The 11,429-nt window shown below is 38.2% G+C and carries 11 protein-coding genes; 6 read left to right on the top strand and 5 right to left on the bottom strand.

What is annotated here, in order from left to right; translation table 11 throughout:
• Position 1 precedes the first annotated feature (1 nt).
• Genes MSHOH_RS14595 through MSHOH_RS14580 form a run of 4 tightly spaced genes read right to left on the bottom strand, consistent with a single transcriptional unit; the run spans position 2 to position 4,441 of the window.
• A complete protein-coding gene (locus MSHOH_RS14595) occupies positions 2-931 on the bottom strand; it encodes an ABC transporter permease (protein WP_048140697.1) in 930 nt (309 codons plus the stop codon).
• Positions 928-1,911 (bottom strand): ABC transporter permease, encoded by a 984-nt coding sequence (locus MSHOH_RS14590; RefSeq protein WP_048140695.1) that lies wholly within the window; start codon positions 1,909-1,911, stop codon positions 928-930. The genes MSHOH_RS14595 and MSHOH_RS14590 overlap by 4 nt, the downstream gene beginning before the upstream one ends.
• Positions 1,912-1,938: 27 nt before the next feature.
• Positions 1,939-2,799 (bottom strand): class I SAM-dependent methyltransferase, encoded by an 861-nt coding sequence (locus MSHOH_RS14585; protein ID WP_048140693.1) that lies wholly within the window; start codon positions 2,797-2,799, stop codon positions 1,939-1,941.
• On the bottom strand, positions 2,777-4,441 hold the full coding sequence (locus tag MSHOH_RS14580) for an ABC transporter substrate-binding protein (RefSeq protein ID WP_048140691.1): 1,665 nt from the start codon (positions 4,439-4,441) through the stop codon (positions 2,777-2,779). Before MSHOH_RS14580 ends, MSHOH_RS14585 begins: the two co-directional genes overlap by 23 nt.
• Positions 4,442-5,719: 1,278 nt before the next feature.
• Between MSHOH_RS14580 and MSHOH_RS14570 the strand changes: the two genes are divergently transcribed.
• The 3 genes from MSHOH_RS14570 to MSHOH_RS14560 all read left to right on the top strand — a co-directional run bounded on the left by MSHOH_RS14570 (position 5,720) and on the right by MSHOH_RS14560 (position 7,722).
• Positions 5,720-6,001, top strand: a complete 282-nt coding sequence (locus MSHOH_RS14570) for a type II toxin-antitoxin system RelE family toxin (RefSeq protein WP_048140688.1) — start codon at positions 5,720-5,722, stop codon at positions 5,999-6,001.
• Positions 6,002-6,317: 316 nt separating this feature from the next.
• On the top strand, positions 6,318-7,055 hold the full coding sequence (locus MSHOH_RS14565; RefSeq protein ID WP_048140686.1) for a M48 family metallopeptidase: 738 nt from the start codon (positions 6,318-6,320) through the stop codon (positions 7,053-7,055).
• A 157-nt stretch (positions 7,056-7,212) separates the two neighbouring features.
• Positions 7,213-7,722, top strand: coding sequence for a hypothetical protein (locus MSHOH_RS14560; protein ID WP_048140684.1), 510 nt, complete (start codon positions 7,213-7,215; stop codon positions 7,720-7,722).
• Positions 7,723-8,308: 586 nt separating this feature from the next.
• Here the strand turns inward: MSHOH_RS14560 and MSHOH_RS14550 are convergent.
• Positions 8,309-8,569, bottom strand: coding sequence for a hypothetical protein (locus MSHOH_RS14550; RefSeq protein ID WP_048140680.1), 261 nt, complete (start codon positions 8,567-8,569; stop codon positions 8,309-8,311).
• A gap of 287 nt (positions 8,570-8,856) precedes the next feature.
• Between MSHOH_RS14550 and MSHOH_RS23940 the strand changes: the two genes are divergently transcribed.
• From MSHOH_RS23940 to MSHOH_RS14540, 3 genes are all read left to right on the top strand, one after another.
• Positions 8,857-9,024, top strand: a complete 168-nt coding sequence (locus tag MSHOH_RS23940) for a hypothetical protein (RefSeq protein WP_158024192.1) — start codon at positions 8,857-8,859, stop codon at positions 9,022-9,024.
• A 280-nt stretch (positions 9,025-9,304) separates the two neighbouring features.
• On the top strand, positions 9,305-10,144 hold the full coding sequence (locus MSHOH_RS14545; protein WP_048140678.1) for a DUF6602 domain-containing protein: 840 nt from the start codon (positions 9,305-9,307) through the stop codon (positions 10,142-10,144).
• Positions 10,145-10,334: 190 nt separating this feature from the next.
• Positions 10,335-11,060 carry a hypothetical protein gene (locus tag MSHOH_RS14540; RefSeq protein ID WP_048140676.1) on the top strand — a complete coding sequence of 242 codons (726 nt, stop codon included), beginning with the start codon at positions 10,335-10,337 and terminating at the stop codon, positions 11,058-11,060.
• Positions 11,061-11,429 lie beyond the last annotated feature (369 nt).

The following is an 11,429-nucleotide window of genomic DNA, read 5'->3' as shown; positions in this document are numbered from 1 at the left end:
ATCAGAAACCTTTCTTTATCTTTAATTTCGGGTCAAGTATCCTTTCCATGTCTCTGCTTATGAACGCAAGACAGAGCAGGAGAAAAATAAGCATGAACAACGGAGGTAACAGCCACCATTGCCAGTAAGGTGTAAAATATATCGACCTGAACCCGGTTGCATGATTGAGCATCATCCCCCAGCTCTTGGAAGTAGGGTCTCCGAGACCCAGAAAGGCAAGCCCTGCTTCGGCTATGATAGCGTGGGAGGATATGCCGATGACAAGCACGAACAGGACAGGCATAACTTCGGGAAATATATGCCTCCAGAGCAGGTAAAACGGTTTTGCACCGTAATTCCTGGCAGCAATAATGTAGCTGTTCTTCTTTAATGCCAGTGTCTGAGAACGTGCAATACGTGCGGGTTTTGCCCAGCTGAAAAGAACAAGTATAAGGATTACGTTAAGAATACTTGGCCCGAGAAAAGCGGATATTACAATCAGAAGAGGAAAACTCGGAAGAGCCATTGTCACATCAATTACTCTCATCAGCGCCTGGTCAGTGTGCCCTCCGATATATCCTGCCAGTATTCCAACAGCCCCTCCCCCGAAACCTGCTGCAAAGGCTACTGCAAGCCCTATTGTAAGGCTCATTCTTGCACCATAGCATATCTGTGACCAGATATCCATACCAAGTTCATCGGTTCCGAGTATGTGTCCTGGACCTGGAGGTTCAAGGGAATCACCTGTGATTTTCTGGGGAGGATAAATTGTTATCATGGGAGCAAAAACTGCCATTAAAATGATACAGATTATTCCGAAGACACCGATTTTTCCTTCAGTACTGAACCTGGAGAATGTCCTGGCTATACTGCTGACAGTTCTGTCAATATTCAAAGCCTGAGCAAACGAAATTATTTTGGCATTTCCAGAGGCAGTAACATCCTTTATCATATCGCAACTCTCGGGTCAAGTTTCCCGTATATTTTGTCGACAAGCAGATTGCAGATAAGTATGGAGACCGCAATTACCAGGAGAATACCCTGAATAAGAGGATAATCCCGGCAGACTACAGCACTTCTGAGTGTCATCCCTATACCGGGATAACGAAAAACATTCTCAACAAGTACAACTCCGCCCATCATTATACCGATCATAAAACCTGTTCTTGTCACTACCGGAAGCAGGGCATTTCTGAGTGCATGCCGGATCCATACGGTTTTTTCGCCCAGGCCTTTGGCCCGTGCAGTCCTGATATAGTCCTTTGTTGTCACTGTAATCAATGTGTTTCTGGTGAGAAGGTACACACCGGTCAGCTGGGAAAGGGAAAGGGTCACAACAGGCAGAAATGCATGGTACAGTATATCCCATGCCTGTTCTGCAGGACCATTATAGTCCGCAAAAGGAGTAACAGCGCCCGCAAGCGGGAAAAGCCTGAGATATACACTGAAAATCAGGAGAAGAATCAGGCCGAGCAGAAATGAGGGAATTTCCGCAAAGGCAATCAACCCCGTCATCATAATCCTGTCACTCCCGTTTTTCCTGTTCTTTGCCGAAAGTGTTCCCAGAACCACACCGGAGATTGTACTGATTGTTGTAGCGCCAAGAACGATCAATATGGTCCAGGGAAGATGGAGCATTATTACATCCCTGACAGGCATTTTGTAATAAATGCTCTTTCCCAGGTTGCCCGTCATCAGGTTTTTCATGTATACCAAAAACTGTTCATTAAGCGGCCTGTCAAGTCCGTAATATTTCATGTAATAAAGCCGCTGCTCCTCCGTCATTACGATAATCTCTTCCCCAACCTCATCTGCGGAAGTGGTTGAAAACGGGTCTCCGGGCATCATTCTTGGAAGAAAAAAGTTTATGGCAAGAATTACAAAAAGGGTTGATAACAACCTGAAAATAAACGAATTCCTATCCTTTTCCATCCAATCATCTGCTCCTTTAACACCCGATTATCTGCTGTTAACTTCCCAGACCATCATACCGGTATATACATCGGATTCGGAACGGTAAATTCCATTCGGTGAAGCATTCTGATAATAGTCCATTATTTTTTCCTTTGTTTCATTATCAAAATCCCGGCCTCGTCCAATAAACTCCATTGCCTGATCGGCCGCTTCTCTCCAGTTTGTTTCATCTTTCCATTCGGAATGGTTTATTCTGAGCGATGGCCTGTAGCCTGAGAGGTAAAGATACATGAATGGGTAAATTACACCGTTCATATTATTCTCGGATTTTTCCCCGAGTATCGAACTCCTGATATCACGATACGCCTTATCCTCAACTCTTCTAAGGAAGTTACTGTAATAGCAGAGATTTTTTGAGCAGGCCATCATCTTATCAAAGTTTTCAATATCCTTTATTGCGGGAGTCATGGATGCAATTACAAGGTCGTATTTGTTCCGGAGCCCAAGGTTATCTATGTCTGCCGTCCACCAGGAGCATTCAATTACATCTATCGGGAGAGACTCATTTTTTACTGTGTCTTTCAGTCTGTTGAGCATTCCGGAAGATATGTCAAGTGCAGTCACCTCTGCTCCAAGCCTTGAGAGGGGAAGGGAGAGGGTGCCTGGTCCGCACCCGAGATCCAGGACTCTGGAACCTTCCGGGCTAAAACTGGCTTCTTCAAGGAATTTGAGGATTTCATCGGTTCTCTTCTTTCTGTTATCTTTTCCAAGATTATTGGCATAGTTTTCAGAACGTTTGTTCCAGAACTCTGCCATCCTGCCCTCATCATGGATCAGCCCGTTTTCCGTGGCTTTTTTCCAGCATTCGATCAGGTTGTTAATATTATCTTTTTGCTGCAATTCCATCCCTCTCAATATACGAAAGAATGCTGTGTGTCCTTGCATGGTGGTCGTACATATTCATCCAGCCGTCATATTTTGAAATTCTCCATGCATCATACGACGTAGTGTAATAGAGCGGTATTGCGGGGATATCACTCGCAAGTACGGTCTGCATACCGTATACTATTTCTTTCCGTTTCTCATCGTCGAGTTCTTGCAGTTCCCGGGCACCAAGGGCGTTCAGGGTGTCATTGTGGTAACCATACACTGCTGCTCCGGACGACACACTGTTTGATGACTGTGAATCCGTATCACAGTACCTTGTACGAAGGTAATCTGCATCCTGTCCCCAGCCGCCAAAGCCGCTGATCAAAAGTTCAAAATCTCCGTTCTTTAGATTGGTATCACGGGACTTGCTTTCCAGGGCTTTCACCTGAACGTCAATTCCGACTTCACTCAGTCTTTCTTTTATAAGTTCACCGATACGGACTTCGCCGCTGCTAAGTGACAATACATATGACAGTTTTTCCCCGTTTTTATCACGTATTCCGTCCCCGTCCGTATCAGTCCATCCGGCCTCTTCAAGCAGGGTTCCGGCTTTATCCGGATCGTAGCCATATTCCGGCTGGTCAGGATTATACCAGATGTGGTCTTCAGAGAGTATGCCCATTTTGCCGGCTTTCCCTGCACCTCTTGCAACCTTTTTAACAAGTTCATCACGGTCAATAGCATAAGCAAAGGCCTGCCTTACTCTGCTGTCATTAAGCTCCGGACATTTTTTCATGTTGAAATAAAACTGGTAACCCCAGAAAGCCGGCTGCTGGACTATTCTTATATCAGGGTCTGATGTGAACCGGTCAAGAGTATCAGGTGATATACTTGTGAAATCTATTTGCCCCTGTTCAAAAGCTACCATTGAGTCGCTGACCGGAATAAACTCAACGGATTTAACGGAAGTCTTCGGTCCCCAGAAATTCTCGTTTGCTACAAACCGGTATGTCCCATGCTCTTTATTGTACTCATCAAGAATAAACGGACCAGTACCTGTGACTGCCTGCGGATCAAGGAAACTGGCGGGGTCTGAAACGTTTTTGTATATATGTTCAGGTATGATCTTGAAACCGGTCATCTTATAAAGGAAGGTTGAAGCAGGCTGCTTAAGTACGAATTTGACGGTACTGGAATCAATGACCTGAACATTATCTATAATTCCGGACTCAATTCCACCTGATACGGGTATGTTTTCCTGCTCATAATCGAAAGTAAATTTAACATCGTTTGCCGTAAAAGGTTCTCCATCACTCCAGCTGACACCCTCACGGAGATGAAATGTGTATTCTGTTCCATCCGAACTGACGTCCCAGCTTTCAGCCAGCCAGGGAATTGTACCTATTTCATCCCTTTCTAACAGACTGTCAAAAATCATTCCAACCTTTGAGGATCCGGGACCCCTCGGATATATCGTGAATGGCTGCGGATAGCCGTAATCTTCACCGCTCAGATGAACAACATCTGCATGCTGTGATCCGTTAGAAGTACTCTCAGCCAATGTCTCCTCTGCCAGTGTTTCGGCTTGAGCACTGTCCTTGTCAGTACAGCCCGACGTCATTAAGATCAGGGCTGTCAGGAAAACAGAAAATAATACTGATAACTTTTTTTTCTCCATTACAGAACACCCTATTTTTGTGAATTATCCTATTGATTGTGAATCATCCTGCTGATTGTGAATCATCCTTCTAATCATCTGATAAATTTGAATCAGGATATTTACGAAACAGATGGGTATCAAAAATATCAACACGGTCCATTTATAGTCATTTATGGTCTTTAATATGCATTTATATAGATCTAACTCACATTTTATAACTATGAAAAAATAGAAATCGAGGAAAACCAATCAAGACCCTTTCAATACTGAAAATAAGGAGAGTACTGAAAACTGTACCCCTCTGTCCTTTATTCCATTTTTTCCAGACTCTATTTTTTCATTTAAACTATAGTAAATTTAACAGGCACCTATGGTTCCTGAAATATGTTATTATTTTTTTATTAATATGTGTGAACATTTCGTACATTTTCGGTAATATTTATATTTGTTACCAAATGAGTTACAAATGTGAACCTAAATACTAATATGAATTAAGGATATTAACAGTGTATTTTTGTATTACATGATACTATAAAAGTATTACGAATTAACTTAAAATGAAGGTTATGTCAAATTTGATTGCAAAATCCTATTCAATTTGACAATAATTTCTTAAAAATTTGGCTCCTAATTATACTTTCAGTCTATGTTAACACCAGTTGTTTATCTGTTATGATGCTCAATGGAGAGTATGTTGTCTACTCTCTTTTCTTACTCTTCTGATAACATACTTAACTGTGCCCTTAATGCGCCGAGAATCTTCTCACTCACTTTCTGCAGAAGTTCACAATAACACCACTCATTTTCTCAAAACGGAAATATGTTATAAGATTACGTGGCTTTAAAAGAAAAATATGGGACAAATCGGCAAGTAATTAGTTTAAAATAGGGCCCTTTCCGGTTTAAAAAAGGTTGACGAACCTGGGATGAGCAGCTTTCAGTTACATTTCAGCCAGGGTTTCAGTTAGGATTTCCTTATTTAAAGCCCAATATTTATATAATTGATACTATTAATCTCCTCTTTAAGGTACCTGCTCAGGAACGCCTCAAAAACCCATTTAAGCATGAATGAACTTATTAAAAGTCCTTACAAACTGATTGAGGGATAGGTACGACACTTGCAGAGATTTTTAATCAACTGAAGGAATTGGAAATAAAGTTTAATGAGATCAGCTACCCTGCAGAGACTACTTTTCAGCCCTCCTTTTCTTTAAAAGTCCGAAAGGCAGAAAAGGACTGCTTAGAGCACCACTCGCCTGTGTTTGAGATTGACGAATTTCTCAAAAAGGTAGAACAATGACGTATAAAGTAGCAGTTCATCCGTCGGTTCGCAGAAACCTTAAAAAGCTATACAGCCTCGATCGGCCGGTCTATGATTATGTAAAAAAACGCCTTCTTCTCTTGGCTTATAAACCGGAAATGGGCTATCCTCTTGAGGCTGAGTTTAAGGGAAAATGGAGGATTCATATAGGACCCTTCGTATTGGTTTATACTTTTGACAGTACCAGCAACACTCTTACCTTTTTAATCTTTGAACATTATACACGGGCATATGATATGGACATCGCTTATGCCTGAAATAAGTGTTAAGAAATATCCGGGCATTTCTCAAAATATATCTCTTCACTCCTTAAAGCCGATTTTTTAGCTTTTAGCTTACTTTTTTTCTTCTCTTTTACTAAGGGAAAGGCCGCTCTCCTTCGTTGAGCAGGACAGGAATCGTTTGCTAGAGTGAGTTACTTTTTATGGGTCAGAAATATCAGCAGTTTAGTTTCCTTAAGCACAACGAGTTTCACCATAAACCATAAGTCTTGAATAAAGAGGCAGGTTTAAGCAGAGTTTAATATAAAATAAGAAGCAGGACAAAACTCAAAAATCAGGCGAGAGACCAGCTATGAGAAAAAACGACAGTATTAAAGCTTGCGGCAGGACATTAGACTACGAAATAGTCTATAGCAAAAAGAGAAGGAAAGCAGCGATAGTAGTCCGCCCGGATCTCAAAGTTGAATTTCGAGCCCCTCATGGGCTTAGCCGTGAGGTTATCAAAGATATGGTACGGAAGAAGGCTGGCTGGGTATGGGAAAAACTTGACTGGTTTGAGGCAAACAGGCTGCCCATCAGGGAGAAACAATATACTGACGGAGAAAAATATCTCTATCTGGGCAAAGAATATCCCCTGAAAGTTTTACCTATGGAAGGAATCAAAAAATCTTCTGCTTCCTTTAGCGGGTCTGAAATTACTGTCTTCATTCCTGAAAATGCGCCTGAGGAACTGAAGCCAGCCCTGATAAAAAAGACAATATGGGATTTTTATAGTGACTGTGCAGAACTGGAAGTTGACAGGTTCCTGAGAATTTATTCAAAAAAATTGAAAATAGATCCTCCGACTTTTAAGGTAAAGCACCAGAAGAAACGCTGGGGAAGCTGCTCTGCGGACAATATCCTGAGGATTAATTTTCAGCTTGTAATGGCTCCGTCGGAACAGCTAGAGTATGTGGTTGTACATGAGCTCTGCCATGTAAAGGAGAAAAACCATTCTGCAAGGTTCTGGAAGCTCGTCGGGGAGCTCATGCCGGGCTATGAGGTGCACAGGAAAAGCCTGAAAAAAGATGGCTGGAGATATGTGCTTTAAGTCTATTATTTTCATATTTTTTTCTTTTATTACTTTATTTTTTGGTTTTCAGTTTTGGCCTTGAGATTTTTCAATTTTGTTCTTCTCTTCAGTATTCTGGTTTTTTAAAGAGTACTAACCATTAAATAATCTTAAAGCGTATTGTTCAGTAGTGCCCGTGAATAACTCCAGCAATAAAGGTTCTAATTATCTACTTTTCTTTTTCATAGGAATTCTTACTTTTTTCCTTAGTGGATACGCTCTCACTGGAATTCACCCACCCAAGTCGATATACCTTATGTTTGTTATTTATGGAATCCTCTTTGCAATCGGGCTGTTAATTTCAAGGGAATGGTCTCCAGTTTTTATCCTTAAAGCATTTGTTGTGTCTCTCGTGCCTCTTCTCCTTATCTCTGCAGCTTTCTTTGCTTTCGGAGCTCTCAATCACGAGTACTCCAAATCTATTGAAGCCAAAAAACTGGAGTTTGTGCCTGATGAATTTGTTATCGTGACCGAAGAAGAACTTGATGAATATCCGGTCCTGAAAAAAGCTATTGAATCTCCCGGAGAGTACTTTAGTGCAAATCCTGATGAGTGGGAACGGACAATTGATTTCCTTGATGAAAAAGGGGCTTGCGAAATAAAAATCGGTAATGATTATTATATCATCTTTTTCACGACAGCCTGAAATCTTTCTGTAACCTGAAATAAAAAAAGTATTATTAGTTGAAATATTAGCTTTGAGGAGATTGGTGGAGTAAAGGGATTGATAGAACGAGGTATTTTTGATAAAGAATCACAAATATCAGATCTACTTTCTTTTCTTTCGTCCCAAGTTTGCCCATATGGATGTTTTGATGGTTTGTTTGAGGACGTATGTGAAAGAGGTTACACTGATCATCAATATCAATCCGTTTTTGACTTAGGTCTTATTGAATATAAACAGAAAATTAGGGATCATAGTTTTCCTGGTGAACCCAAGGATCTAGATACATTTGGATAGTTCGAATTGACTCCGATTGGGCAGACGGTTCTTAATAAAAATCAGAATATTTGAAATACTGAGAGTCTTTTGTCTTATGTCCGTTGTATATATCGTATGTATCCTTTTGTCTGTCGTTTATACTTGTCCCCTAACTCCATAGTAAACGACAAAACATATTTTGTTTATCAATAGAAATGCGTTTTTTGGAACTCTGTTGGAAACGTTTCCTTTACTTGGGAAAATTGGATAAGCTTTTTCAATATATGTTAGGTTTATAACCTCATTTAGATTATTTCAACCCTGGAGATTTTAGGGAAATTCGGAATTCCCAATTTAATTTATTTTTATTTACAGGTAAGAAATTACATCTGACCATCGCTTCTTTAAACTGCTTATTTGTGATAAAGAAACCATCTGGTGCTTGTTCAAATAAATTTTTAAGTGCATAACTAGTGTAATTTTTATTTGGTGATTTTTGTGGGATTATGTTTAATATTATCCAATTATCCAGGGTTTTTTTTTCAATGTCAGTTAATTCGTATTCACTCATTTTACTCACTCCTACATTTCATAGTTTATTAATAAACTACCACTGAGCTGTGCTGTGCTTTTAGTTTTTCTTTAGGAAATAGGTTTAGGTTTCTTGTCGGCATGTACGCTTTTGTATATTTAAATTATCTTCCTTTATTATGGGGTTCAGGTCGCTGAGTTTACACAGAGATCACAGATAAAGTCAACCTAGAGCACATAGGTACGATCATCAGGTTATAAAAAAGAATTGAGTTCAATTTCTTTACATTTCGGAAAAATGATATAAAACTGTTCCTTTTTACTGTTATGAATCGTGAAGAAATTCTTGAACTCTGTGCTTCAAATCCTGAAGCTATTATAGATTACATTGAAAGTTTGGAACCTATTTTTGATTTTAATCCACCAGAAAGGCCGGAATACTCTTTAGATTTGTATAAACAGGCTAAAGGTAAAAAGATCAGTGAGAAAACCTAAAAAGAAATTATTCTTAAAGGGTATAGCTTCGGATGTTATAAATTAAGGGTACTCATAGAAAAGACTCTTTATAGGTTCTTTGAAGAAAAAAGAAAAGCCAATAAAACAGCAGGAATCCAGACAAATAAAACGTGTTTAGGAGTTGATTTTCCGAAAAGCTAAAACTTGAGCCATCAGTGCTTAGGGAGAGAACCCTGTCATTTGTAGATAATATTTCTATCCTTCCATCAAAAGGAAAAAAACTATGTAGCAATAATAATAATTAAAACTGTGTTTTTCTATGGCTAGTCAAGATTTCCAAGTGGATATTCGGGAAATTTTTAAAAACATTTCCAGTTCAATGAAAGCAGAGTTAGACCAGGTACGTTGTGCTATTCCACACTCTGGAGAAAAAGGTCAAATTAATGAAGAAACTTTTAGAAATTTCTTTATTCAGTATCTCCCAAAATCTTTAGATATATCAACTGGTTTCGTAATTGATACGAAAGGCGGTATAAGTAGACAATTAGATATTATAATATCAGATTCTGCAAAGACGCCTATTTTTTATGAGAATAAAAACGGTAACAAAAAAATCCGTGTGATACCAATCGAATGTGTTTATGCAATTATTGAAGTTAAAACCAAATTAAATAAGCAAGAAATTGATAACTGTATAGTGAATATGGAAAGCGTAAAAAAACTTGAAAAAGCGGCATATGTACTACCACCTCAAAATCTAAGAATAAACATTTTACAATATGGCAAAGAATTGGAGATTTGCCCTGTTAATTATTACATTTTTGCTTATGAGGCAGATAATTTAGAGGTTCTTTACAATTATCTTTCTAAGAAATTCAAAGAAAAAGACCTACCTGTACATTTAAGAATTGATACTATATGTGTTCTGAATAAAGGACTTATAACAAATTGGTTGCCCGATATATCAAAATTTGAAGCATTACCAGAAGAAAATTCAGATTTAGTCATGGTTTCAACAGAAGATGCTTTATTGCTTTTCTATCTGATTACAAGTAGGCATTTTTTCCAGACATATTTACCATGTATTATGCCCATACAATATGCTCCATATTTAGGAGAACTTCAAAGAAAAGGATCTGTCTTTACGTTTAAGAATTGATACTATATGCGTCCCAAAAAAGGGCTTAAACAAATTTTCACCCTAATCCACACTATATTTTTTCCTGCTAATTGTATGTTTTCCTGATCTTAATCCTCGTTTTCTATATACGTAGTTTTTGAGTTCTTATTTAAAATCTAGGCCGAATCTCATCTAAAATTATTAATATGTTATAGTTCGTTTAGTTTATATGAAGTACCTTGAATCGCTAGAAGAAAAAATAGAGTCAACACCTGAAAGAAAAGAAGTATTAAAAGATATTTTTGGTAGTTCTACGAGTTTAAGCTATAGTTTGTCCACATCTTTGCAAAACCATTGTGACAAAATATTTGATATATGGATACAGGAATTAAATAACAACGGTCTATGTAAGTGCAAGGATGACCTTTTTTTACATAAAGTACCTTATACGGCAGCATCAGGCTATAAAACCGATCCTCTTTTTAAACAACCAGGAATTTACCTTTGGGGTTGTGATGACATACCCCGATATATAGGCAAAACGGAAGCATCATTTGAAGAAAGATTATTTAGCAGATATATATCTAAAAATAATGGTACAATACGTAAATATCCAACTCAGTGTAGTATTTCTGAAATTTTAAGAGATTATTATCCATTACAGTTAGAAATTTTTAGAACAACGTTTGAGAACGATAAGAAAATGATTAAGGAACGGATAGAAGAAGAGCAAAAAATAACAATACAGTCCTGTGAACGTCTATATGGAGCATTAGATTTCTCATTATTCAAAAAAGAAAGTATCTGGTTTGCAATCCTTCCTTTTGAAGACACAAATAAAAAATTTATAGATATATTTGAAACTCTATTCATACATTCGGCTCAGAACTATAACAAGAAAAATGATCATCCTGAACTGATAAACAAAGGGAAAATGGCCACTAATCAAGGATAAGTCATTTCTGAACTATTTATACAGGATAATTTTTTGAAAAAAATTAAAAATTATAGTAGCATACGAATTCTCTAGAACTGTCATCTAAGGATTTCGTGGGTTAAAACTCCATCCTTGCACTAAATTATTAGAGTTGTTAAAGATTAGATGTTACTTCAACAATTGCTCCATTTGAAGTCTTAAAACTCAGGGTTTCTCCATAACAGTGTTTCTTTGAGCTTGCTTTGGAACAATTGAGGATAAGCATCAGAAACAGGTATTAAATGAATTGTTTCTGGATATCTGGGGTCTTGACCAATACCCAAACATATATACACTTTTTTTCCAGTAGTTTTCTCTACATCTCTGTATCTGTCTAATTGCCATTGT

This window comes from Methanosarcina horonobensis HB-1 = JCM 15518, from assembly GCF_000970285.1.
GTDB classification, from domain to species: domain Archaea; phylum Halobacteriota; class Methanosarcinia; order Methanosarcinales; family Methanosarcinaceae; genus Methanosarcina; species Methanosarcina horonobensis.
The sequence above is the reverse complement of the archived record's forward strand: the minus strand, read 5'-3'. Positions and strand labels throughout refer to the sequence as shown.

Excerpts from the sequence above, each read along its gene's own strand:
- MSHOH_RS14595 (WP_048140697.1), bottom strand. The coding sequence starts at position 931 with ATGATAAAGGATGTTACTGCCTCTGGAAATGCCAAAATAATTTCGTTT.
- MSHOH_RS14590 (WP_048140695.1), bottom strand. The coding sequence starts at position 1,911 with ATGGAAAAGGATAGGAATTCGTTTATTTTCAGGTTGTTATCAACCCTT.
- MSHOH_RS14585 (WP_048140693.1), bottom strand. The coding sequence starts at position 2,799 with ATGGAATTGCAGCAAAAAGATAATATTAACAACCTGATCGAATGCTGG.
- MSHOH_RS14580 (WP_048140691.1), bottom strand. The coding sequence starts at position 4,441 with ATGGAGAAAAAAAAGTTATCAGTATTATTTTCTGTTTTCCTGACAGCC.
- MSHOH_RS14570 (WP_048140688.1), top strand. The coding sequence starts at position 5,720 with ATGACGTATAAAGTAGCAGTTCATCCGTCGGTTCGCAGAAACCTTAAA.
- MSHOH_RS14565 (WP_048140686.1), top strand. The coding sequence starts at position 6,318 with ATGAGAAAAAACGACAGTATTAAAGCTTGCGGCAGGACATTAGACTAC.
- MSHOH_RS14550 (WP_048140680.1), bottom strand. The coding sequence starts at position 8,569 with ATGAGTGAATACGAATTAACTGACATTGAAAAAAAAACCCTGGATAAT.
- MSHOH_RS23940 (WP_158024192.1), top strand. The coding sequence starts at position 8,857 with ATGAATCGTGAAGAAATTCTTGAACTCTGTGCTTCAAATCCTGAAGCT.
- MSHOH_RS14545 (WP_048140678.1), top strand. The coding sequence starts at position 9,305 with ATGGCTAGTCAAGATTTCCAAGTGGATATTCGGGAAATTTTTAAAAAC.
- MSHOH_RS14540 (WP_048140676.1), top strand. The coding sequence starts at position 10,335 with ATGAAGTACCTTGAATCGCTAGAAGAAAAAATAGAGTCAACACCTGAA.